Origin of the sequence: Promicromonospora sp. NPDC059942 (assembly GCF_042731755.1) — a bacterium.
In the GTDB taxonomy this organism is placed as follows: domain Bacteria; phylum Actinomycetota; class Actinomycetes; order Actinomycetales; family Cellulomonadaceae; genus Promicromonospora.
Genome location: NZ_JBHWLR010000001.1, coordinates 111,265 through 133,312, shown reverse-complemented (window position 1 = coordinate 133,312; position 22,048 = coordinate 111,265). Strand labels below are relative to the sequence as shown.

Here is a 22,048-nt window from a genome sequence, read left to right as displayed (position 1 = left end):
AGGGCACCGTAACAGAAAAGCTCCACGTGGAACTTTTCGCGCTGATAGGTTGTGGTCCGGCGAGCAACAGGAGGTGGGACGTGTCGCAGAGCGAGCGCGCCGAGGCCCCGGACAGCACGGGGCCGGGCAGCACGGGGCCGGGCAGCACGGGGCCGGAGAGCACGGGACCGGAGGGCCGGTCGCGACCGCGCGGCAGATATCCCAAGGGGATCCTGCGCCGGCAGCAGATCCTCGACCGCACCATCGGGGTGTTCGCCGAGCTGGGGTCCGAGGGCACCAGCCTGCGCGCCATCGGCGAGGCGATCGGCGTGAGCCACGCCGCCCTGCGCCGGTACTTCGAGACCCGCGAGGAGCTCTTCCTGGAGGTGCTCCGCGAGAAGGACCGCCAGGCCTTGGCCGACGCCCGCGAGAGCGGCGCCGCCCCGACCGACTTCACCGCGCACCTGGAGGCCTACGCCCGCCGGACGCCGGGCCTCATGGCGCTGCGGCACAGCATGGTGGCCCGGGCGCTGGAGTCCGACAACGAGCACTCCCGCACGTTCTTCGTCGAGCGCTACCGGTCGCTGCGCGACGAGGCACTGGCGATCCTGCGCGTCGCGCAGGCCGCCGGCACCGTGCGGTCCGACATCTCGCCTCAGGTGGCGGCCTCCCTGGTGATCGCCGCCATGGACGGGCTCTCCACGCAGTGGCTGCTCGACCCGGACGTGGACATGCTCGAGGGGATGAGGCTCCTGGAGGAGCTCCTGAGGCCGACAGAGGGGCCGACTGAGGGGTAGCACCGACCGGGATCACCAAAAAGTTCCACGCGGAACTTTTTGGTGTTACGTTGACTCCTGCCCGGGCACCGCAGCCCGGAATGCTCGCAGAGAGAAGTCGACGTGGACGAGAACCCCCATCCCGTGCCCACCGACGCCGGCCCGACGGCCGTCGCCGCTCCCCCGACCCCGGCGTCCGCCGGGACACTGCGCTCGCGCTATCCCCAGGTCGCGATCCCGCTGGCGATCCTCGGATTCTCGATCGCCCTCGTCCCGCCGCTCGTCATCACCATCGCGCTGCGGCTGCGCGAGCTGGACCTGGACAACTCCGCCGCCGACCTCGGCCTGGTCCTCGGCGTCGGCGCGGTCTTCTCGCTGATCGCCAACCCCCTGGCGGGACGGTTCTCGGACCGGACGACCAGCCGCCTCGGCATGCGCAAGCCGTGGATCTTCTCGGGGGCCGCCGTCGGCTACGCCGGGATCGTCATCATCGCCTTCGCACCGAACGTGCCGCTGGTGCTCGTGGGCTGGAGCATCGCGCAGGTCGGCCTGAACTTCGCGCTCGCGGCGCTCGTGGCCATGCTCCCGGACCAGGTCGGTCCCGAACGGCGCGGTCGGGTGGCGTCGTTCATCAGCCTGGCGCAGAACGTGGGCGGCGTCGCCGCGACGTTCCTCGTGCAGCTCTTCCCGGCCGGACTGGTGCAGTACCTGGTGCCCAGCCTGATCGGCGTGGTGCTGATGGTCGTCATGGTGGCGCCCGTCAAGGACAGGGCCCGCACCGAGCGCACCCGGGAGCCCTTCGGCCTGCGGGCCCTGCTCGGCTCGTTCGTCTTCGACCCGCGCAAGAACCCGGACTTCGGCTGGGCGTGGCTCACGCGGTTCTTCCTGACCACCACGCAGTTCACCGCGACCAGCTATCTCACGTACTTCCTCATCGCGCAGTTCGGGGTGTCCGACGCCGAGGCACCCACGCTGGTCTTCCAGGCGATCCTCGCCAACGCGGTCGGCATCGTCCTCGTCGCGCCCCTGCTCGGCTGGCTCTCCGACCGGCTCCGGCGCCGCAAGCCGTTCGTGATCATCTCTGCGGCGATCGCCATCGTCGGGCTCACGGTGATCGCGCTGGCGCCGTCGATCGAGGTGGTGTTCCTTGGTGAGCTGGTGCTCGGCGCGGGTCTGGGCGCGTTCTTCGCCGTCGAGCTGGCCCTCATCGCGGACGTGCTGCCCAGCTCGGACACCGCGGGCAAGGACCTGGGCGTGGCCAACCTCGCGCAGTCGCTCCCCCAGTCGCTGATCCCGGTCGCGGCGCCCGGCCTGATCGCCGCGTTCGGCTATCCGGGTCTCTTCCTCACCGGCGCCTTCCTCGGCGTCCTGGGCGCGATCAGCGTCACCCGGGTCAAGCAGGTGCGGTAGGCACCGTCCTAGGCTGTCCTCGTGGCGCTGGCCGTCTGCCTGCTCTTCGACAGGCCCACCGAGCGGGTCCTGCGACGGCTGTGGCAGCGACTCGAGGACCAGGGCGTGCCCACGCTCGCGAGCCACACCCACCGCCGGCACGTGCCGCACCTCTCCCTGGCGGTGCTGCGCTCCTGGGACCTGGACAAGGTGCGCGCCGCCATGGAGGCCCTGCCCGACGCCGGACCCACGACCGTGCGGTTCGACGCCGTCGGTGCGTTCCGCCGGGGCCGGATGAGCCTGGTCCCGGCGGTGACGAGCGTGCTCGCGGCCCGCCAGGAGCGGGTGGTCGCGGCGCTCGGCGCGACCGACGACGAGCTGCACAAGCACTACGTGCCCGGCGTCTGGACGCCGCACGTCACCGTGGCCACCCGCGCCCGGCTCGACCAGACGCCGCTGGTGCTGGAGGCGGTCTACGAGATCGTGCCGCTCACCGGCACGCTGAGCCGGGCCGCCCTGGTGGATGCCGGGACGGGGATCGCGTACCCGCTGACCACCGTGCCGTGACGGGCGGCCACCGTCCGTGACGGGCGGCCACCGTCCGTGACGCGCGGCCGGCGTCCGTGACGCGCGGCCGGGCGGGTGCCCCCGGCCGGCCGCACACTGGGTCGGGTGACCGAACCTCTCGTCGCGATCGTGAGCGCCCTGCTGGTGATCGCCGCATCGTCCGTGCTGGGCCCGCGCGTGGGGATCGCGCCCCCGCTCGTCCTGGTGGCCGTGGGCGTCGGGGCGAGCTTCCTGCCCATGTTCTCGGCCGTGCACATCGACCCCGAGTGGATCCTCGCGGGCGTGCTGCCGCCGCTGCTCTACTCGGCGGCCGTGTCGATGCCGGCCATGAACTTCCGGCGGGAGTTCGGGGCGATCAGCGGCCTGTCCGTGCTCCTCGTGGTGGCGACCTCCCTGCTGCTCGGGCTGTTCTTCATGCTGGTCCTGCCCGGGCTCGGGTTCGCCTGGGGCGTCGCCCTGGGGGCCGTGGTCAGCCCGACCGACGCCGTGGCGACCTCGATCGTCCGGCGCACCCCGGTGTCCAAGCGCGTCGTGGCGCTGCTCGACGGCGAGAGCCTGCTCAACGACGCGACGGCGCTCGTGCTGCTCCGCACCGCGATCGTCGCCACGGCGGCGTCGTTCTCGTTCTGGGGCGCGGTCGGCACCTTCGCCTGGTCGGTGGTCGTGGCGCTCCTGGTGGGGGTGCTCGTCGGGGCGGTCAACCTCGCGGTCCGACGGCGCGTCACCGACCCGACCGTGAACACCGTCATCTCGTTCACGGTCCCGTTCGTCGCGGCGGTGCCGGCCGAGGCGCTTGGCGCGTCCGGGCTGGTCGCGGCCGTCGTCGCGGGCCTGGTGACCGGGTTCCGCTCGCCGCGCGAGCTGTCCCCGCAGAACCGCCTGTCGGACACGCAGAACTGGCGCACCGTCGAGCTCGTCCTGGAGGGCGCGGTGTTCCTCACGATGGGCCTGCAGCTCCGGTCGGTGGTGACGGCCGTGGAGCAGGACCTCGCCGGCGTCGGGCCCGCGGTGCTCGTCGCGGCCGGCGCCCTGGCGCTGACGCTCCTGGTGCGCGCGGCCTACGTCGCGCCGCTGCTCGCGGCGCTCGACCGGCGCGTCCGGCGCGGCGAACGCATGCAGGACCGGCTGCTGGGCATGCAGGACGAGCTGAGCACCCCGGAGGGCAAGCAGGACACCTTCGAGCGGATGCAGGAGCGGCGCGGTCCCCGCCGGGCGACGGAGCGGGACCTCGACCGGCTCTCGGTCCGGATCACCCGGGTGCTGGCCGACATCGACTACTTCCTGCGCGAACCGCTCGGGTGGCGCGAGGGCACCGCCGTGGTCTGGGCGGGCATGCGCGGCGCCGTCACGGTGGCGGCCGCGCAGACCCTGCCCGAGGACACTCCGCAGCGTTCCGTCCTCGTGCTCATCGCGTTCACGGTGGCGCTGCTGTCGCTCGTGGTCCAGGGCGGGACGGTCGGGCCGCTGCTGCGCCGCATCACGCCGCCGGTCGACGAGGCGGCGGTCCGGGAGCGGGACGACGCGGAGCGCACGCGGATCTTCGAGCTGCTGCGCACCAGCGCCGAGACCATCCCGGAGCCGCCGGAGCTCACGCGCGACCCCAGGCCCGAGACGTTCGGGGTGTCCAAGAAGCACCGCCTCGAGGTGATCGCCGCCCAGCGGTCGGCGCTGCTGGACGCCCGCGACAACGGCACGTTCGACGCCGACGTCCTGGCCCACGTGCTGGCGACCCTGGACGCCTCGCAGATCGACATCGAGATGCGGGGCGGCCCGGTCACCTGAGGGCGTCCCCTGAGGGCCCGGTTCACCGAGCTCGGTCGGTTGCTTCGAGATCGGTCGGTCGACCGACCGATCTCGAAGCAACCGACCGAAGTCACGGGTCAGCCGGTCACGAACGTCCCGGGGTCAGCACGTCGACGCCGTCGAGCGTGAACGTGCCGCTCACCACCCGGATCTCCACGGTGTGCTGCCGGTTCGCCAGGTCATGCAGCCAGTACGACGTCTCGCGGGTGCCCACGGGCCCGACCTGCACGGTCTCGGGCACCCCGCCGTCCACCGCCACCTCCAGGGTCGCGGCGGCCGTGGCGCCGAACAGGTTCAGGCCGGTGCCGCGGAACGCCACGTCCACCGACTGCCCCGCCTTCAGGACGTGCTGCGTCCGGTTGAAGTGGGCGTAGCCCGCCTGGGTGAACGTGAAGCCGTCCGGGTAGGTCAGCCGCGCGTCCGAGTCGTCGATCTTCTCCGACGCCCAGGCGTGCCCCGGCACGGCGGTGACCGCGAGGTTGTCGTACTGCGTGTTGTAGAACCCGCTGGTCAGCGCGATGCGGCCCGTCAGCACCGGGTTGGCCGCGGCGTCGGTCCACCGGGCGAGCCGGTCGTCGTCGAGGGTCGCCGTGACGACGTTCCCCCGTGCCTCGACCGCTAGCCGGTGCCACCGGGCGCCGTCGAACCCGGCGACAGTGCCCGAGGCCACGACCTGGTCGAGCTTGCGGAGCTGCCAGCGGCCGTCCTCGTGCACGCGGACCGCGTAGGTGGCCTGGTCGCCGCCGCGGGCGTAGACCTGGCGCACGCCGAGCCCGGCGAAGTTCTCCAGCGTCGCGTCGCGGTCCACGGCGTCGAGCCGGAAGTCCACCGCCGCGGTGTAGTCGGCCCAGCGGTGGTCGCCGAGCACGGTCGACGGCGCCGCCGTCTGGAGCACGTCCTGGCGCCCGTTGCCCCAGACGTTCCAGGTGAACCCGCGGTTGCCCGCGTTGATCTGCTGCTGCAGCACGTGGCCGCGCCGCCCGTCGGCGTCGACCACCTCGAAGGCGCCGTCCTGGTCCGCCGTGTACCGCGGGGTGCCGCCGCGCCGCTCCAGGTAGGTCATCTTCTTGCCGCCGACCTTCGTCACCGGGTACCCGGCGTACTCGAAGTCGTCGCGGTACGGCAGCGGCAGGATCGTGTCCGCGGTGTCGGGCGCGAAGTCGCCCGGCGCGTACGGCTCGGTGGTGCCTCCGACGCCGTGCGCGAGCGTCGACAGCGTGACGATCGAGTACGCGGGCACCTTCACGCGGTAGACGTCGTGCTCGACGCCGCCGACCGTCTCCGTCCGGACCGGCTCGTAGACGCCGGTGTTCTGGAAGTAGTTCGCGTCGTACGCCTCGCCGGCGTCCGGGCCGCGCGTCTCCCACGCGTACAGCGGCCGGTCGGCGGGGCCCAGGTCCGCGACCTTGACCTCGAAGTACCGGTCGGTGCGGGTGTTGTTGGCGTGCACCTGCGACCACTGCGCCTCGCCGTCGGCGTCCGCGGGCGTGCGGGCGGTCAGGACGGTGCGGGTGGAGGTGTCGACGTTCGTGCCGCCGTCGCCCTTGGTGCCGTCGCCGCCCGTGGCGCCCTCGACGTACTCCCAGCCGTCGCCGACGAACTGGTGGAAGTGCCGCACGGCGACCAGGCCGACGTCGCCCTCCCAGTAGCCGGACCAGGGGTCGGAGGCCCGCACCAGGTGCTTGGGCGAGTACTGCGTGCCCTCGTACATCGCGCTGACCGCGGGCTGGAACAGGAACGTCGTCATGTGCGCGGGGTCGTTCCCGGCGCCGCTCCAGCGGTAGGCGTTGATGAACCGGTCCGCGATGTCGGCGGCCGAGACCGTGCCGCCCACGCCGCCGCGCGCCGGGTCCGCCGCGACCCGGTACTGCGGGTCGATCATCGGGGCCACGCCCTCGGAGTACAGGATCTCCTTGCCGAACTCCTTGTTCAGCCGCGTGACGTTCGGCCCGCCCACGATGTCGTAGTGGTACGCCAGGGCGTCGATCTGCTCCAGCGCCGCCGGGTCGGCCAGGATCCGCGCCGCGACGGCGTCGCCCTCCCGGTAGGAGTCCAGCGCCACGATCTTGATGTGCGAGTAGTCGTACCGGGCGTCCGGTGCCACGGCGTCCCGCTCCAGCCACTGCGCGAACCGGACCGTCCACGCCAGCTCGGACGCCTGGTAGGTCGCCCCGCGCACCTCGTTCTGCGACGGGCTCATCCAGTCGAGCTCCACCCCGTACGTGTCGTACGCGGCGTCGATCGTCTCCTTGTACCACTGGTACCGCTTCACCGGGTCGTTGCCGGTCCAGGACGGCTCGCCCCAGCGCAGCGCCTCGGTCTCGACGTCGGGGTTGATCGTCAGCGCGTCCGCGATGAAGTGGAAGCCCGCGCCGCGCAGCACGTTCGCGGGCTCGTCGGCGCTGCGCTTCGTGGCCGGCTCCGCCCCCGACGAGCTGTTGCTGTCCGCGCCGAGCTCCACCTTGATGTGCTTGAGCCCCGCGCCCGTGACCGGGTCGAAGAGCATCCGCATGATCCGCCAGTACGCCTCCGGCTGCTCCTCCTTGTAGTCGAGCAGCAGGTTGGAGGTGTTGTTGCAGGACACCGAGCCGAACCCGCCGAACGTGTTGAACGCGTCGCCGTCGGCGCGCCGCTCCACGTCGTCGCCGTCGACCAGGAGCTCGCGCCAGTCGATCGACGGGTCGTCGAGGCGGAGCACCGGCAGTTCCGGCTGGGCGGTCGTCGTGGCCGACGACGGCGTCGTGGTCGCGTCGCGTGGCGCACTCGCGCTCGCGCTGGGGGCCAGGAGGCCGCCCGCGGCGAGGACGAGGACCGCGGCGACCGCGGTGGATCTGGCCGTGCGGCGGTGGGGACGTGGCATGGGGCACTCTCCGTCGTCGTTGACTGGACCGGGCGCACGGGGGGACGATCAGCGGTGATCGTTCATGATCGTTTTGAACGACCGGCCCGTGCTCTGCTCAGCCCGAACGTAGGCGTCGGCACACGACGGGGTCAACATTCTGATCGTTAATGATCGAATCAGGCGCCCGGCCGGGACGCCTCAGCAGCTCCCGTGGGCCGCGTCGTCCCACCAGGCCAGCACCCGCGCGGCGTGGAACGTGAGCCACTTCGACGGCTGGCCCGCGTCGACGTCGACCTCGAACCACACGCGGCCCGGGTGGCGCCGCGCCTGCAGCCAGGTGCCGTCCGGCTGCCGCTGCGCGCGGACCAGCTCGACGGCCTCCGCGACCCGCGCGTCGGGCGGCGTGCCGCGGAGCTCGGCGGCCGCGCGGAAGTAGTCGGTGGCGCTGAGCACGTCGTAGAACGACCGGAACGGGTAGGCGAGCCGGAACACCCAGTCGGCGACGGGCTCGCCCGTGGTCAGGCGCCGGATCAGGTGCCGCTGAAGCAGGTACTCCTCGGCCCGCTCCTGCGCCTGGCGGACGGCGTCCGTGCCACCCGTGGCCTCCTCGTAGGCGAGCAGGCCCTTGAGGGAGTTGAGCGTGGACCTGACCGAGGCGCGGGTCGACCCCTCGACCCACTCGCAGTTCCAGCCGCCCTCGTCCATCTGGTGCGCGACGAACCAGTCGGCGATGCCCTGGACGTCCGCCCCGAGCCACACGCCGTTGGCCAGTGTGAACCCGTTGATGCAGGCGTCCACCTCGCCGCCCCAGTAGGGCAGGTCGTCGTACTCCCAGCGGGCGTTGGCCGAGATCAGCGCGACGGTGTCCCGGTCGTGCAGCACGGCGGCGTCCAGGCCCCACTCGCGCAGCGTGTTGAGCGACCACGTGGTCGCCGTCCACGGCTGCCCGGCGCCGGGCTGGGCCTCCGGTCCGGAGAAGTCGAAGCCCGCGGGGAAGAACGCGCCGCCGGCCCACGTCCCGGCGTCGTCCTGCCGGGCCAGCAGGCCCGCCCCGAGGCCCTCGGTGGCCACGCGGTCCCGGGTGGCGCGCCAGACGGCGTCGGGGGCGCGTGCCAGGTCGCGCTCCACCTGCCAGCGCAGCGCCGGGTCGCTGTCGAGCAACCACGCCAGCACGTCGTCGGACACCCGCGAGGAGGTCATACGCCGAGACTAGAGCGCGACCGTCGCGCGTTCCAGGCAAGTGCGGGTGACCTGCCGCCCGACGTTGCGACCCGATTCGACCCGGCATACGTTCGCGCCATGACCAACGTTGCCGAGACCATCGTCGAGATCATCGAGGACGCGGGGGTCGAGCGGGTCTACGGCCTGCCGGGCGACTCCCTGAACGGGTTCACGGACGCCATCCGGCGCAACGACACGGTGACCTGGCAGCACGTGCGGCACGAGGAGGCGGCGGCGTTCGCGGCGGCCGCCGAGGCTGCCCTGACCGGCGAGCTCGCGGTGTGCGCGGGGAGCTGCGGGCCCGGCAACCTGCACCTGATCAACGGGCTCTACGACGCCAACCGGAGCCGGGTGCCCGTGCTCGCGATCGCGGCGCACATCCCCGGGGCCGAGATCGGCAGCACCTACTTCCAGGAGACGCACCCGCAGGAGCTGTTCCGCGAGTGCAGCGTCTACACCGAGCTGGTGAGCATGCCCGAGCAGCTCCCGCGGGTGCTCGAGATCGCGATGCGCACCGCCGTGGAGCGGCGCGGCGTCGCCGTCGTCGTCGTGCCGGGCGAGGTGTTCCTCGCCGAGAGCGCGGGCCGCAAGAAGTCGGCGCCGATCCGGGCGACCCAGCCCGTGGTGCGCCCGGGCGAGCACGAGCTGGGGATCGCGGCGCAGATCCTGAACGAGGCGAAGAGGGTGACCATCCTGGGCGGCGCCGGCACGGAGGGCGCCCACGAGCAGGTGGTCCGGATCGCCGAGAAGCTCAAGGCGCCGGTGGTGCACGCGCTGCGCGGCAAGGAGTTCCTGGAGTACGACAACCCGTACGACGTCGGCATGACGGGGCTGCTCGGCTTCGCCTCCGGCTACCGGGCCATGGAGAGCTGCGACGCCCTGCTCATGCTCGGCACCGACTTTCCCTACCAGCAGTTCTACCCGTCCAAGGCGCAGATCGTGCAGGTCGACCTGCGGGGCGAGCAGCTCGGCCGGCGCACGCCCATCGACCTCGGCCTGGTGGGCGACGTCGGCGACACGATCGAGGCGCTCCTGCCGCGGCTCGACGACAAGAGCAACCGCCGGCACCTCGACTCCTCGCTGAAGCACTACGCGCGGGCGCGCAAGAGCCTCGACGAGCTGGCCGACAACGACCGCAACCGCGAGCCGATCCACCCGCAGTACGTCGCGCGGCTGGTCAGCGAGCTGGCGACCGACGACGCGGTGTTCATCCCCGACGTCGGCTCCCCCGTGGTCTGGGCCGCCCGGTACCTGACGATGAACGGCCGGCGCCGCCTCATCGGGTCGTTCAACCACGGGACGATGGCCAACGCCGTGCCGCACGCGATCGGCGCCCAGTCGGCGTTCCCGGGGCGCCAGGTGGTCGCGCTGGCGGGCGACGGCGGGCTCGCGATGCTGCTGGGCGAGCTGCTGACGATCCGGCAGAACAAGCTGCCCGTGAAGATCGTGGTGTTCAACAACTCGTCGCTGAACTTCGTCGAGGTGGAGATGAAGGCCGCCGGGTTCGTGAACTTCGGCACCCACCTCGACAACCCGAACTTCGCGGACGTCGCGAACGCCATGGGCATCCACGGCCAGCGGGTCGAGCAGCCCGACGACCTGGAGGGCGCCCTCCGCGCCGCCTTCGAGCACGACGGCCCGGCGCTCGTCGACGTCGTCACCGCGCAGCAGGAGCTGTCGATCCCGCCCGCGATCAGCGCCCAGCAGGTCAAGGGCTTCACGCTGTACGCGATCCGCACGATCATGTCCGGCAAGGGCGACGAGCTGGTCGACCTCGCCGACACGAACGTGTTCCGGCGGCTGTTCGACTAGGCGACGGGCGGGCGGCTCAGGGTGGCCGGTTGTGTGCCCGGTTCGGTGCCAGGTTCCGTGCCGTGCTCGACCGCCTGCTTCAGGGTGGTCCACGGGTCCAGCCCGGCCCCGGCGCGCTGCTCGGCGTCGGCCCGGTCCGCACCGAGCGCGGCGCGGACAGCCGTCCCGACGGCGGCGAGCTCCTCGGCGTCGTCCGGGTCCGGGACCTGGCCCAGGTCGTCGAAAGCGCGCCGGGCCAGGCCGAGCAGGCGGGCCGCGCGGACCAGGTCGTCGTCGGCCACGGCGGTCGCGGCGGCGCCGACGTACGCGTACGGGACGAAGTCGCGGTACCCGCCGCCGACGATCCGGGACCGGCTGGTCGCGAACCGCGCGCGGGCCGCGGCCGTCTCGCCGAGGCTGAGCTCCGTGAACGCCAGGTTGTGCAGCTCGGAGGTGACGGTGTCGTCGTTGCCGAGTGCCTCGTTGAGCTCGATGCTCTCCTGGTAGAGCAGGCGGGCGCGCGGCAGGTCGCCCGCCATGCGGGTGACGCCGGCCAGCACGTGCCGCGGGCGCTCCTCCAGGCGGCGGTCGCCGGTGCGGACGGCGACCGCGAGCGCCTCCGAGGCGATCCGCGCGGCCTCGGTCAGGTCGCCGCCGCGGATCGCGAGCCGGGAGCGCATGTAGAGCGCCTCGACGAGCGCGGGCAGGTCGTCGGCGGCGCGGGCCCGCTCGGCCTCGTCGTCCGCCAGGCGCGCGACGGCGGCGTCGTCCCCGCGCCGGAAGGCCGCGCGTGCGGTCTCGCTGAAACTCATCCGGGTCGCCTCTCTCGTAGCCCCGGTGAGCCTAGCCGGGCGGCGACGCCGACCGGGCGGCCGTCGACCGGGCGGCCGTCGACCGGGCGCGGCCGCCGACCGGCATGACGCAGCTCACCTTTGAGGCCCAGGTTTCTTCGCTTTGGCGCGCTCGAAAGCGAAGAAACCTGGGCCTCAAAGGTGAGGTGCGTCCTCGTCGAGGAAGTGGTTGTCGTGGGCCTCGTGCAGCCGGTCCATGTCGACCTCCTGGGCGGTGTGCTGAAGAGCGGAGAGCTGCGCGAAGTAGTCCTCCCGGCGCACTCCCGGCGCGAGCACCATGAGCAGGGTGGCCGGCTCGTCACGTTCCTTGCGGAGCCCGTGCACGGTCCCGCGCGGGGAGTGCGCCGTGTCGCCCGGGCGCAGGGTGCGCCACGCGGTCCCGTCGAAGTAGTCGACCTCGCCGTCCTCGACCACGAAGGTCTCGCCGAATGTGGTGTGGAAGTGCGGGGCCGGCCCCCTGCTGGTGGGCGCCAGTCGCCAGCGGTAGAGGCTCAGGGCTCCGTCGGTCTCCGCGGCGCTCGCGAGGATCTCGATGGTCGAGCCGCTGCCGCCGAGGCGGATCAGTCGGTCGCCGGTCTGCTGTGTCGTGTCCTGTGTCATGCCCCGAGTCTCGGCGGCGGCGCGCCCCAGCCGCGCTCGATTCGGCTGTGGCCGAACGGTCTGGTTCTGCCTGCGGCGATACCCCGACAATGGGGCCGTGATCCGCTACCGACTGGGCGCCGGCGCCGCGAGCGTGCGGTGGGCGATGTCGCCGGTCCACGAGGTGGTCAGCCTCGCCCGGCTGCTGACCGAACCGCGCCGGCACCCCGTGTTCCAGCCGTGGCTGCGCCGCCGTCGGCAGCGCCTGAGGGGCCTGGACCTGTCGGCACTGACGGTCTTCATGGCCGACGGCGCCTACCGCCCCGACTTCCTGGACCCGTCACCGATGTCCAGCGAGCCGACCTTCGACGACGGCCTGGCCGCCCTGCTCGCCGCGCCGCTCGACCAGGTGCACGCCGAGCTGGTCGACGCCACGGCCGGGCACGACGACGACGTCCGCCGCCGGCTGCTCGGCGACCCCGAGCGGGCCCGCACCGAGGCCGCCGCCGCGGTGCGCCGCCTGTGGAAGGCGGCCGTGGAACCGGAATGGCCGTCCATGCGGCAGGCGCTCCGTGCCGAGATGCTGGACCGGGCCGTGCAGGTCAACCGCGAGGGCCTGCGCGCCGTGATCCCGCGCCTGCACCCCTCCGCGAGCGCCGACGGCGACACCCTCACGATCGCGTCGGCCGTCGACGTCGGCGTCGACTGCCCGGACGGGCTCATCCTCGTGCCGTCGCTGTTCATCACGGACCGCGTGCAGTGCACCACCTCGGACCACTGGTCCCCGGCGATCTGCTACCCGGCGACGGGCCGGTACCTCTGGTCGGCGCCCGTGACCCCGCGGTCGCTGGACCGGCTGCTGGGCGCCACCCGGTCGCGGATCCTGGCCGCGCTCGTCACACCGCTGCAGACCTCCGTGGTGGCCGACCTGGTCAGCGTCACGAAGCCGACGGCCAGCGAGCACCTGACGATCCTGCGCGACGCCGGGCTGATCGACAGCAGCCGGGCCGGACGGACGGTCACGCACGAGCTCACCGCGGCCGGCCGCGCCCTGCTGGAGGCGGCGCCGCCGCGCGGCTGAGCTGCTTGTCGCCGCCTCGCTCCCCCGCTACCGTCCTGGCGAGACGACCACACCGCAAGACCACACCACCGCAAGACCACACCGCACGACCACACAGCACAGGGGGCACGTGATGGCCGAGGGGACAGTGTCGGCGTACGACGCCGGGAGCGGCTGGGGCGTGATCGTGCCGGACGGCGGCGGTCCGCCCGTGTGCGTGCACCAGGTCGAGATCCGGTCGCACGGCGACCAGGCGCTGGAGCGGGGCGAGCGGGTCGCCTTCACGATCGAGCAGCACGACGACGGCCCGCGCGCCGCCGCCGTCAGCCCGCTCGGCCCGATCCTTGACGAGGAGGAGCTGGCGGGGCTCGGGCTCGCACCGGAGCCCGAGCCCGCCGGGGAGGGCGCGGCGGCGGAGTCGTCGACGTCGGCGCGCCCGACACCTGCGCCGTCGGACCAGCCGGTCAAGCTCCCCACCTGGATGCGGGCCGTGATCGCGCTGGTCGCCCTCGCCGCCCTGCCCAGCCTGGTGATCGGCGTGATCCAGGTGGCGAACGGGCACGAGGAGTGGACACCGCTGCTGATCAGCGGCGTCATCATGCTCGTGGTGCTCCGGTGGATCCCGCACGACCTCTGGTGAGCGGGGGTCAGCCAGGGCGACCCCGGGGCGCGCAACCCTCGGCTACGGTCACGAGGTGCCGGCCGACCTCGCGCTCGGCGCGGCGAGGCCCTACGGGCTGCTCCGGCGATCGGGCTCCTGGTCCCGGGCAGCCGCCGGGCGGCCGGGGAAGTACTTGCACCCCCGGGTGGGTAACGGAGATGTAGCACTGCTACCTCTCCGTTACCCACCCCCAGGGATGACGTCTGCCCCGGACCTCAGGCGAGGTGCCAGACCTCCTGCATGTCGCGCCAGCCCTCGCCCGGCGCGGCGTCCTTGCCGAACGCCGTCTGGCAGGGGTCGGTGTGCGTCCACCACTCCTGGGTCACCGGATCCTCCGCGATCCGGGCCATGTCGGCCTCGTGGTCGTCGCCGGTGTACTCGTAGTAGGCGAACAGCGTGTCCTCCAGCACGAAGATCGTGTAGTTGTGCACGTTGCAGGCCTGGAGCGTCGCCTCGACCTGCGGCCAGACGGCGGCGTGCAGGCGCAGGTACTCCTCGCGCTTCTCGGGGACGACGTCGACCACGAGACCGTGCCGCTCGACCTGCTGTCCCACCTGCTGCTCTGCCTGTCGGTTCACGGGTCGGCACGGTACCAGGTACGTCCGACGACGCGGCTGGTCAGAGCCCGAGACGGACGGTCAGAGCCCGATGGTCAGGGGCTCGTCGGGCAGCGCGTCCGACCGTTCGGCGGCGAGCAGCGCGGCGAGCAGGGACGGCAGGTCGCGGGGCCCGAAGAACTCGCCGTCGCCCGGGGCGTCCAGGTCGGCGCGCGACCACCACCGCGCGTCGACGATCCCCTCGGTGTCCGGATGCCCTGGCGTGCCCGGCGCGAGGCCCGACGACGGGTCGAAGGCCTCGGTGCGCACGAGGTAGAAGTCCTCGTGCACGCCCCTGAAGTCGGACCGGGCGAAGCCCGGGTACTCGACCTGGCGGGTCCACACCGGCGCGAGCGGCCCGGCGGGCACGACGAGCCCGACCTCCTCGAAGAGCTCGCGGCGCAGCGCCTCCTCGACGGTCTCCCCGGCCTCGACCCCGCCACCCGGCCCGATCCAGACGGTGCCCTCCTCGATCGCGTGCGCGACGAGCAGGATGCGGTCGTCCGCGTCGAGGACCAGGCCTCGGCACTGCCGACGCAGCGGTCGCGACGGGTCAGGGAGCGGGGGATCAGGAAGCGAAAATTCTGGCAGCGGAGGGTTCGGGAGCGCGGGCATCCGGGGACCGTATCGCGGGGCACCGGGCGCGGCCAGGTCATTCCGGGCTCAGCCCCGCCCCGTCGTCCTCTCTGTCACCTTGGCCGCCGCCCCGATCAGCCTCGGCCCCTCCGCGAGGCGACGCCGGTACGCGGCCGGGCTGACGTCGAACGCGCGCGTGAACGCCGTGCTCAGGGCGAAGCCGCTGGAGTACCCGACGCGCTGGGCCACGGCGTCGAGCGTGAGCGAGCGGTCCACGAGGAGGTCGCGCGCGAGGGCGAGCCGCCAGCTCGTCAGGTACCGCAGCGGCGGCGTGCCGACGCGCTCGGTGAACCGCGCGGCGAGCGTCGCGCGCGAGACCGCGGCCCGCCGGGCGAGGTCCGCGACGGTCCAGGCCCGCTCGGGCTCGGCGTGCATCGCGCGGAGCGCCGCGCTCACCACGGGGTCGCCGACGCCGCCCAACCAGCTCGGCGTGGTCGGCGGGTGCGCGGCGGTCCAGGCGCGGATCGACTCGATGGTCACGACGTCGACCAGGCGGTCGAGCACCACGCTCTGGCCGAGGTCGTCGCGCGCGATCTCCCGCGCCAGGTGGCCGACGAGCGCCGGGTCCAGCGCACCCGCCTCGACGACGGCGGCGTCGGGCAGCACCTCGGTGACGAACCGGCCCACGCTGCCGACGTCGGCGTAGGAGGCGACGATCATCCGGTCCGGGCCGTCGGCGTCGTTGCCCCAGTGCCGCAGCCCGTGCGCGAGAGCCAGGTCGAGCGGGGCGCCGTCCGGCGTGACGCAGCGCTGGCCGGGCTCGATGATCGCGACCGTCGCGCTGCCCGCGGCGTCGGCCACCCGATAGGGCAGCGGGCCGCGGACCAGCGCGACGTCCCCCGTGCGCAGCTCGTGCACGACGTCGCCCGCCTCCAGCAGGCCGCCGCCCGACGTGACGATCACGACCGTGAGCGCGGCCTCGTCCTCGACCCGCACCGCCCAGGGCGCGCGCATCGACATCAGGAGCGTGAAGGCGCCCTCGGCGTGCGGGTGCGCGAGGAGCTGCGACAGCGGGTCCATCCCCCGATCCTAGACGCTGGAACATGAGGCGTGGATTCTGGGCTATTCAGAGTCCAGGCGTCCGGCGCTTCGATAGACCCATGACCACTTCGGAGAACACCGCACAGACCGCCACGACCACCGCGCCGATCCTCGTCACCGGCGGCACCGGCCGCACCGGCCGCCGCGTCGCCGACCGGCTCCGCGCCCAGGGCCGCCCGGTCCGCATCACCTCGCGCTCGGCCGCTGCTGCCTCGACCGAGTCCTCGACCGGTCCCTCGACCGTCCCGTTCGACTGGCACGACGACGCCGGCTGGGACGCCGCGCTGGACGGCACCTCCGCCGTCTACCTCTGCTACTCCCCCGACCTCGCCCTGCCCGGCGCCGATGCGGTGATCGACGCGTTCACCGCGCGCGCCGTCCGGCACGGCGTCGAGCGCATCGTCCTGCTCTCCGGCCGCGGGGAGGACGGCGCGCGAGCCTGCGAGGACCTCGCGCTCGCCGCCTCGGCCGCCACGACCGTGGTGCGCTGCTCCTGGTTCCAGGAGAACTTCAGCGAGCACTTCCTGCTCGACGGCGTGCTCGCCGGCCGCATCGCCGTCCCGGCCGACCAGGTGCGCGAGCCGTTCGTCAGCCTGGAGGACGTCGCCGACGTCGCGACCCTCGCGCTCACGAGCGACAAGCACGCGGGCGAGGTCCTGGAGCTGACCGGACCCGAGGCCCTGACCTTCACGGAGGTCGCGCGCGTGCTGAGCGCGGCGACGGGCCGGACGGTCGAGCACGTGCCGCTCACGCCCGCCGACTTCGTCGCCGAGCTCACCGCCGCGGGCGTGCACCCCGAGGAGGCCGAGGGCCTCGCCTGGCTCTTCCAGGAGGTGCTCGACGGGCGCAACACGGCGACCACGGACACCGTCGAGCGCGTGCTCGGCCGGCCCGCGACGTCGTTCGACGCCTTCGCCCGCAGCGCCGCGGCGGCCGACGCCTGGGCGCTCCCCGCCTGAGGCCGACACGGCTGGGGGCCGGGCGGGGCGAGGACGACCGTCAGTGGTGGTGCCCGTGCCCGTCGGCGGGCACCACCGGCGTCGCCCCGGGCCGGGTCCACTGCGGCGTGGGCCGGCTCGTCGGACCCCAGGTGGGCTCGCCCTCCGCGTCGGTGGCCCAGTACCAGCACGAGGTGCGGCCCGCGGGCCAGCCGTCGGGCGCGTCCTCCCAGGTCTCGCCGCGACCGTACGGCGTCATGTCGAGCAGGCCGAAGATCCCGGCGGCCGGCTCGTTGCCCCGGCCGGTGGTCCGGTAGGTGAGGTAGACGCGGTCGCCGTCGCGCAGGAAGGAGGCGATGTGGCCCATGTCGACGCCGAGGGGCGCGGGCAGGTCGCGCACCGAGTACCAGGGCTCGGTGTAGCCCATGAACTCCACGAACGGCGCGACCTCGGCCCAGGGCCCCTCGGTCAGCATCGCGAAGGACACGCCGCGCGCGCGGAGGTACGGGGCGGACTGCTGGACGTGCCAGGAGTTCATGGTGCAGCCGGGGCACTGCCCGCTGATCGGGTCGCCGTCGTGCCACATGTGCTGGTAGACCACGAGCTCGTCGCGCCCCTGGAACAGATCGGCGAACGGCACCGGGCCGTCGGCCCCGGTGACCGGGACGGTGCCGTCGAGCTCGAACATCGGCAGCCGGCGGCGAGCGGCGGCGAGCGCGTCGCCCGCGCGGGTGTGCGCCTTCTCCAGCGCCAGGAGCTCGTCGCGGGCGGCCTCCCAGGCGTCCCGGTCGACGACGGGCGGACGGGCGGGAGCGCTGGTCGTGACGGGCGTCTCGGTCATGGTGTCCTCCGGGGGATGCGGGCCGGGCGCCCCGGACGGGCGCCCCGGGAGTACCGACGACGGCGGCGGCCCGGACTCATCGCCCGTCACTGCCCGTCGAGGTCGATCACCTGCGTGGCGTACCCCCGCAGCAGCGGCCGGTTGGAGACGACGACCAGCACCCCGTCGCGACTGCGCTCGACGACCCGCCGGACCAGCAGCCGCTCGGTCTCCACGTCCAGCGACGCGGACAGGTCGTCGATGACCCGGACCGCCGCCGGGTGGGCGAGCATCCGCGCCGCCGCGAGCCGGTGGAGCTGGCCGCCGGAGAGCCGGTGCCCGCTGGGCCCCACCTCCGTGTCGGCCCCGTCGGTGAGGTGCGGCAGGTCGCGCGAGAGCGTGCTGGCCTCCAGCGCGGCGTCGAGGTCGGCGCGCGGCCGGTCGAGCAGCACGTTCTCGTGGAGCGTGCCGCTGAACACGTGCGGCACCTGCGGCGTGTAGCCCGCCAGCGGCGGCGTGAACGCCTCGCCCGGGTCGCGCTGCTCGCCGAGGATCGTCACCGTCCCGGCCGACCTGGGGAGCAGCCCGAGCAGCGTCCGCACGAGCGTCGTCTTGCCCGAGCCGACCTGCCCCGTGATCAGCACGATGTCGCCCGCCACGGCCGTGAGGCTGACGCCCGAGAAGCAGGGCGTGCCGTTCGGGTGCACGTAGGCCAGGTCGTCGACGACGATCACCGGCGCGGCCCGCCCCGTGTCGCCGGACGGCGCGGGACGCGCTGCGCCGTCGGACACGGCGCCGTCGGGGACCACGCCGTCGGGTACCACGCCGTCGGGCACCACGCCGTCGGCCACGGAACCTACCCGGGTGACGACGGCGCGCGCCGTGCCGCTGGGCGTGAGCTCCGCGAGGCGGCCCCGGGTCACGGAGAAGCGCTGGTACCGGCTGACGAAGTTGCCGATCGCCGCGACCAGCGTGCCGAGGTTGCCGAGCGTGTAGACGAACAGGGCGAAGTCGCCGACCAGGAAGGTGCCGTCCTGGATGCCGTCCGCGACGACCACCATCACCAGCGCGGAGCCCAGCAGCGTCACGAACCCCTGGGTCGAGGCGAGGACGCCGCCGAACACGCCGTCGCGCACCGCGGCCCGACGTCGGGTCGCGTTGAGCTCCCGCACCCGGCCGCCGATCGCGTCCGCGGCGCCGGAGATCTTGATCGTCTCCATCCCGGCGAAGCACTCCCGCAGGAAGGCGGACACGCTGCTGGCGGCCGCGAGGTTGACGGCCCGCAGCCGCTTGATCTCCTTGCTCACCACGAACGCGATCACCGCGAGCGCCAGCGTGGGCAGCACGGCCAGCACCGTCACCCGGACGTCGATCACGAACAGCACCGCGAGCGAGCCGCCGCTGAGCACGAGGGCCGAGGTGACGAGCTGGAAGCCGCGCTTGCCGAGCACCTCGGCCACCTCGACCGTGTCCTCGCGGAACCGGGTGAGCACGTCGCCGGCGGGCACCTTGAGCGGCAGCGCCGCGGGCCGGGCGAACATCTGCCGGAGCAGGGTGGTGCGCACGTCGGTGTAGACGCGGTACCGGAAGACGGTGTCGACGGCCATCCACGCGGCGGCGCCGAGCGCGTTGGCGACCTTGAAACCCACGTAGGCGAGCAGCGGCGCCAACGGGACGCCCCAGAGGGCGTCGCTGCCGGGGAGCTGGTTGAGGAAGTCCCGCAGCGCCAGGCCGGGCACCAGGGCGCAGAGGAAGAAGACGATCCCGACCAGGACGTCGCCCACGAAGAGCCAGAGGTGACGCCGCGTGACGTGCACGAGAATCCCGAGCCGGCCCAGGTCCCGACGTGGTCGCTGCCCGGTCGCGTGGCCGCCCGTCATACCGCCGCCGCCCGGAGCAGCGCGGCGAAGCGGGACTCGCCGTCGGCCAGGAGCTCGGCGCGCGGGCCGTACTCGACGACCCGGCCGTGGTCGACCACGAGGATGCGGTCGACGCGCTCGAGCGTGCTCAACCGGTGCGCGATGACGAGCGACGTGCGGCTGCGCACCAGCGGCGCGAGCGCTCGGTCGAGGCGTTCCTCGGTCGTCGGGTCGAGCCGGGCCGAGGCCTCGTCCAGGACGAGCACCGCCGGGTCGCGCAGCAGGGTGCGCGCCATCGTGAGCAGCTGCGCCTGCCCGGCCGACAGGCTGTGCTCGGTGATCTGCGTGTCCAGACCCTGCTCGAACTCCGCGAGCCACGGCCCGAGGCCGAGCTCGCCGAGCACGGCGAGGATACGCTCGTCGGCGACGTCGGGGTCCAGCAGCGCGATGTTGTCGCGCACCGACGCGTCCAGCACGAACACGTCCTGGCTGACGAGCGCGACGTGCTCCCGGACCGACCGCAGGCTCAGGTCCTCGACGGAGCGGCCGCCCAGGCACACCGTCCCGGCGTCGGGCCGGGCCAGCCCGACGAGCAGCCGCGCGATCGTCGACTTGCCGCTCCCCGTGTGCCCCACGACGCCCACGCTGGTCCCGGCGGGCACCGCGAAGCTCACGTCCCGCAGCACGGGGTGGCCCGGGGTGTAGCCGAAGGTCACGCCGGAGAGCTCGACGCTCAGGGGCTCGCGCAGGGAATCGTCCAAGGGGTCGCCCAGGGGTTCGCCCGGCGTGCCGCTCGTGCCGAGCAGGGCGCCGCCGCCCTCCGGCTCGACGTCGACCGCGAGCAGCTCCCGCGTGCGCTGCACGCCCGCCATGGCCCGCTGGTAGTCCTGGAGCTGCGTGGACAGGTTGATGAGCGGCTCCTGGATCTGCTGGGCGAACGCGAAGATCAGGTAGACCGTGCCGATCGTCATCGCGCCCGTGCCGAACCGCCAGCCGCCGAGCGCCATCGCCAGGGCGGTGACGACGGCCGTGAACACCGAGGCGGAGGCCCACACCAGGCTGCTCCCGACGAGCGCCGCGCGCAGGTCCCCGCGCAGCAGCGCGGAGTTCAGGGTCTCGTAGCGGCGCAGCGTGTGCCCGACGGCGCCGAAGGCCTTGAGGTCCTCCAGGCCGGAGATGCGCTCCTCGACGAAGCCCATGAACCGGCCCACCGCCGCGCGGTACCCGACGTGCGCCCCGCGGCCCAGCACCGCGATGCGCCGCAGCAGCACCACGCCGAGCACCAGGCAGACCAGGAACAGCAGGCCGATGCGCCACTCCACGGCGAACATGGCCACGACGACCCCCACCACCAGCAGCGCCTCACCGGCCACGGCGACCACGAAGCGGGAGAAGAGGTTGCTCAGCAGCCCGATGTCGCCGTCGACCCGCTCGACCATCTCCCCCGGCGTGGTGCGGTGGTGGAACGCGACGGGCAGCCGGAGGCAGTGGTCGAGCACGCGCTCCCGGAGCCGGTTGGTCGACCGCCAGGCCACGGACTCCGCGAGGCCCGCCTCCACCGCCTGCAGCGCGAACCGCACGATCCCGATCAGCAGGAACAGGCCCACCAGGTGCACCGCCGGCCCAATACCCGCAGGCTCGGGACCCACGGGCTCAGGACCCGCAGACCCGGTCACGCTGTCGATGAACGCCCGCACGACGAACGGGCTGGCCAGGCCGCACGCCGTGCCCGCGAGGAGCACCACCCCGAGCAGCGCGGTCCGACGTCGCTCGCGCCGCAGGTAGGACCACAGAAATCCCCAGTCACGCATGACCCATGAGCCTCACTCCGTCGGGCGCCCACCTCTGCCTGCCAACTTGCCTGCCAGCCTGTCTGCAACCTGCCTGCATCTCCGCCAGAACCACCACAAACCGGCTGGTACAACGTGGACGCTACCAAACGGCGCATCGAGGAGGGAACCTCACACCGAGGGTGTGACCGGAGCCATGCTCAGGCGGTCGGTTCCGCCCGGCGCTCCGCCGCGGCCGAGCGGCTCGTGCGCAGGTGCTCGCGGGCGAGCCGCGCGGCAGCCTCGGCGTCCCGGTCGCGGACGGCGTCCAGCAGCGCCCGGTGCTCGTCGGCGATGCCCGCCAGATCGGAGTGCTGGGCCAGGAGCCAGCGCACCCTGCTGGCGGTGACGGCGTGCAGCTCGGCAAGCACCGGGTTGCCCGCCGCCGCGACGACCGCCTCGTGGAAGTCCGCAGCCGCCCGCCGCGCCGCCGGGGCGTCACCGCGCCGTGCGGCGGCGTCCTCGCGCTCCCACGCCTCGGTCAGCGCCGCGAGCTGCTCCGCGGTGCGCCGCTGCGCGGCGAGCCGAAACTGCGTGGGGTCGGTCGCCTCGCGCACCTCCTGCAGGTGCGCGACGTCGGCGTCGGTGAACTCCCGCACGACGGCCCAGGTCCGCGGGCGCGGCGTGACCAGCCCCTCCCCGACGAGCGCCCGCAGGGCATCGCGCACCGGGATCCGGCTCACGCCCAGCTCCGCGGCGAGGTCGCGCTCCACGAGCCGGCTGCCCGGCGCGGGGGGGGGGGGCGCGAGGCGACCCCCCAGGGGGAAAGCAAACACAAAACAACCCAACCCCCCAACAACAGCCCCCCAC

General features: G+C 73.4%; 19 protein-coding genes. 8 read left to right on the top strand and 11 right to left on the bottom strand.

Annotation, left to right across the window (positions count from 1 at the left end):
* The first annotated feature begins 80 nt into the window (after window positions 1-80).
* From ACFV9Q_RS00565 to ACFV9Q_RS00550, 4 genes are all read left to right on the top strand, one after another.
* Window positions 81-776 (top strand): TetR/AcrR family transcriptional regulator, encoded by a 696-nt coding sequence (locus tag ACFV9Q_RS00565; RefSeq protein WP_377232673.1) that lies wholly within the window; start codon window positions 81-83, stop codon window positions 774-776.
* 102 nt (window positions 777-878) lie between these two features.
* Complete coding sequence (locus ACFV9Q_RS00560; RefSeq protein WP_377232672.1) at window positions 879-2,165, top strand: MFS transporter; 1,287 nt, start codon at window positions 879-881, stop codon at window positions 2,163-2,165.
* Between the two features lie 21 nt (window positions 2,166-2,186).
* A complete protein-coding gene (locus ACFV9Q_RS00555) occupies window positions 2,187-2,711 on the top strand; it encodes a 2'-5' RNA ligase family protein (RefSeq protein ID WP_377232671.1) in 525 nt (174 codons plus the stop codon).
* 105 nt (window positions 2,712-2,816) lie between these two features.
* On the top strand, window positions 2,817-4,493 hold the full coding sequence (locus ACFV9Q_RS00550) for a cation:proton antiporter (protein ID WP_377232670.1): 1,677 nt from the start codon (window positions 2,817-2,819) through the stop codon (window positions 4,491-4,493).
* Between the two features lie 106 nt (window positions 4,494-4,599).
* Here ACFV9Q_RS00550 and ACFV9Q_RS00545 read toward each other — a convergent pair whose 3' ends face one another.
* Both ACFV9Q_RS00545 and ACFV9Q_RS00540 read right to left on the bottom strand, forming a co-directional pair.
* Window positions 4,600-7,374 carry a hypothetical protein gene (locus ACFV9Q_RS00545; RefSeq protein ID WP_377232669.1) on the bottom strand — a complete coding sequence of 925 codons (2,775 nt, stop codon included), beginning with the start codon at window positions 7,372-7,374 and terminating at the stop codon, window positions 4,600-4,602.
* Window positions 7,375-7,554: 180 nt separating this feature from the next.
* On the bottom strand, window positions 7,555-8,556 hold the full coding sequence (locus tag ACFV9Q_RS00540) for a squalene cyclase (RefSeq protein ID WP_377232668.1): 1,002 nt from the start codon (window positions 8,554-8,556) through the stop codon (window positions 7,555-7,557).
* Window positions 8,557-8,655: 99 nt separating this feature from the next.
* Between ACFV9Q_RS00540 and poxB the strand changes: the two genes are divergently transcribed.
* Window positions 8,656-10,389, top strand: a complete 1,734-nt coding sequence (gene poxB / locus ACFV9Q_RS00535; RefSeq protein ID WP_377232667.1) for a ubiquinone-dependent pyruvate dehydrogenase — start codon at window positions 8,656-8,658, stop codon at window positions 10,387-10,389.
* Here the strand turns inward: poxB and ACFV9Q_RS00530 are convergent.
* Window positions 10,386-11,180, bottom strand: coding sequence for a tetratricopeptide repeat protein (locus ACFV9Q_RS00530; protein ID WP_377232666.1), 795 nt, complete (start codon window positions 11,178-11,180; stop codon window positions 10,386-10,388). The genes poxB and ACFV9Q_RS00530 overlap by 4 nt on opposite strands.
* 174 nt (window positions 11,181-11,354) lie before the next feature.
* The gene (locus ACFV9Q_RS00525) at window positions 11,355-11,819 is read right to left on the bottom strand and encodes a cupin domain-containing protein (RefSeq protein WP_377232665.1); all 465 of its coding nucleotides are present in this window, start codon (window positions 11,817-11,819) and stop codon (window positions 11,355-11,357) included.
* A 97-nt stretch (window positions 11,820-11,916) separates the two neighbouring features.
* Here ACFV9Q_RS00525 and ACFV9Q_RS00520 point away from each other — a divergent pair, with 97 nt between their 5' ends.
* Both ACFV9Q_RS00520 and ACFV9Q_RS00515 read left to right on the top strand, forming a co-directional pair.
* The gene (locus ACFV9Q_RS00520; RefSeq protein WP_377232664.1) at window positions 11,917-12,879 is read left to right on the top strand and encodes an ArsR/SmtB family transcription factor; all 963 of its coding nucleotides are present in this window, start codon (window positions 11,917-11,919) and stop codon (window positions 12,877-12,879) included.
* 112 nt (window positions 12,880-12,991) lie between these two features.
* A complete protein-coding gene (locus ACFV9Q_RS00515) occupies window positions 12,992-13,498 on the top strand; it encodes a cold shock domain-containing protein (protein WP_377232663.1) in 507 nt (168 codons plus the stop codon).
* 236 nt (window positions 13,499-13,734) lie between these two features.
* On the opposite strand, the gene ACFV9Q_RS00510 is transcribed toward ACFV9Q_RS00515, so the two are convergent.
* Genes ACFV9Q_RS00510 through ACFV9Q_RS00500 form a run of 3 tightly spaced genes read right to left on the bottom strand, consistent with a single transcriptional unit; the run spans window position 13,735 to window position 15,771 of the window.
* Window positions 13,735-14,097 carry an L-rhamnose mutarotase gene (locus ACFV9Q_RS00510; protein WP_377232662.1) on the bottom strand — a complete coding sequence of 121 codons (363 nt, stop codon included), beginning with the start codon at window positions 14,095-14,097 and terminating at the stop codon, window positions 13,735-13,737.
* A gap of 60 nt (window positions 14,098-14,157) precedes the next feature.
* Window positions 14,158-14,730, bottom strand: a complete 573-nt coding sequence (locus tag ACFV9Q_RS00505) for an NUDIX domain-containing protein (protein ID WP_377232661.1) — start codon at window positions 14,728-14,730, stop codon at window positions 14,158-14,160.
* A 48-nt stretch (window positions 14,731-14,778) separates the two neighbouring features.
* Window positions 14,779-15,771, bottom strand: coding sequence for a cupin domain-containing protein (locus ACFV9Q_RS00500; RefSeq protein WP_377232660.1), 993 nt, complete (start codon window positions 15,769-15,771; stop codon window positions 14,779-14,781).
* Between the two features lie 80 nt (window positions 15,772-15,851).
* On the opposite strand from ACFV9Q_RS00500, the gene ACFV9Q_RS00495 reads away from it, so the two are divergent.
* Window positions 15,852-16,751 carry an NAD(P)H-binding protein gene (locus ACFV9Q_RS00495; protein ID WP_377232659.1) on the top strand — a complete coding sequence of 300 codons (900 nt, stop codon included), beginning with the start codon at window positions 15,852-15,854 and terminating at the stop codon, window positions 16,749-16,751.
* Between the two features lie 40 nt (window positions 16,752-16,791).
* On the opposite strand, the gene ACFV9Q_RS00490 is transcribed toward ACFV9Q_RS00495, so the two are convergent.
* The 4 genes from ACFV9Q_RS00490 to ACFV9Q_RS00475 form a co-directional block, all read right to left on the bottom strand.
* Complete coding sequence (locus tag ACFV9Q_RS00490) at window positions 16,792-17,571, bottom strand: DUF899 family protein (RefSeq protein WP_377232658.1); 780 nt, start codon at window positions 17,569-17,571, stop codon at window positions 16,792-16,794.
* Between the two features lie 86 nt (window positions 17,572-17,657).
* Window positions 17,658-19,430, bottom strand: a complete 1,773-nt coding sequence (locus ACFV9Q_RS00485; RefSeq protein ID WP_377232657.1) for an ABC transporter transmembrane domain-containing protein — start codon at window positions 19,428-19,430, stop codon at window positions 17,658-17,660.
* Entirely contained in the window at window positions 19,427-21,220 is a 1,794-nt protein-coding gene (locus ACFV9Q_RS00480; protein ID WP_377232656.1) for an ABC transporter ATP-binding protein, read from the bottom strand. The genes ACFV9Q_RS00485 and ACFV9Q_RS00480 overlap by 4 nt, the downstream gene beginning before the upstream one ends.
* A gap of 179 nt (window positions 21,221-21,399) precedes the next feature.
* Entirely contained in the window at window positions 21,400-22,014 is a 615-nt protein-coding gene (locus ACFV9Q_RS00475; RefSeq protein ID WP_377232655.1) for a GntR family transcriptional regulator, read from the bottom strand.
* Between the last annotated feature and the right edge of the window lie 34 nt (window positions 22,015-22,048).

Bases quoted from the DNA above. Each gene is read 5' to 3' on its own strand.
- ACFV9Q_RS00545 (WP_377232669.1), bottom strand. From the start codon at position 7,374: ATGCCACGTCCCCACCGCCGCACGGCCAGATCCACCGCGGTCGCCGCG.
- ACFV9Q_RS00540 (WP_377232668.1), bottom strand. From the start codon at position 8,556: ATGACCTCCTCGCGGGTGTCCGACGACGTGCTGGCGTGGTTGCTCGAC.
- poxB (WP_377232667.1), top strand. From the start codon at position 8,656: ATGACCAACGTTGCCGAGACCATCGTCGAGATCATCGAGGACGCGGGG.
- ACFV9Q_RS00530 (WP_377232666.1), bottom strand. From the start codon at position 11,180: ATGAGTTTCAGCGAGACCGCACGCGCGGCCTTCCGGCGCGGGGACGAC.
- ACFV9Q_RS00525 (WP_377232665.1), bottom strand. From the start codon at position 11,819: ATGACACAGGACACGACACAGCAGACCGGCGACCGACTGATCCGCCTC.
- ACFV9Q_RS00515 (WP_377232663.1), top strand. From the start codon at position 12,992: ATGGCCGAGGGGACAGTGTCGGCGTACGACGCCGGGAGCGGCTGGGGC.
- ACFV9Q_RS00505 (WP_377232661.1), bottom strand. From the start codon at position 14,730: ATGCCCGCGCTCCCGAACCCTCCGCTGCCAGAATTTTCGCTTCCTGAT.
- ACFV9Q_RS00500 (WP_377232660.1), bottom strand. From the start codon at position 15,771: ATGGACCCGCTGTCGCAGCTCCTCGCGCACCCGCACGCCGAGGGCGCC.
- ACFV9Q_RS00495 (WP_377232659.1), top strand. From the start codon at position 15,852: ATGACCACTTCGGAGAACACCGCACAGACCGCCACGACCACCGCGCCG.
- ACFV9Q_RS00490 (WP_377232658.1), bottom strand. From the start codon at position 17,571: ATGACCGAGACGCCCGTCACGACCAGCGCTCCCGCCCGTCCGCCCGTC.
- ACFV9Q_RS00485 (WP_377232657.1), bottom strand. From the start codon at position 19,430: ATGACGGGCGGCCACGCGACCGGGCAGCGACCACGTCGGGACCTGGGC.
- ACFV9Q_RS00480 (WP_377232656.1), bottom strand. From the start codon at position 21,220: ATGCGTGACTGGGGATTTCTGTGGTCCTACCTGCGGCGCGAGCGACGT.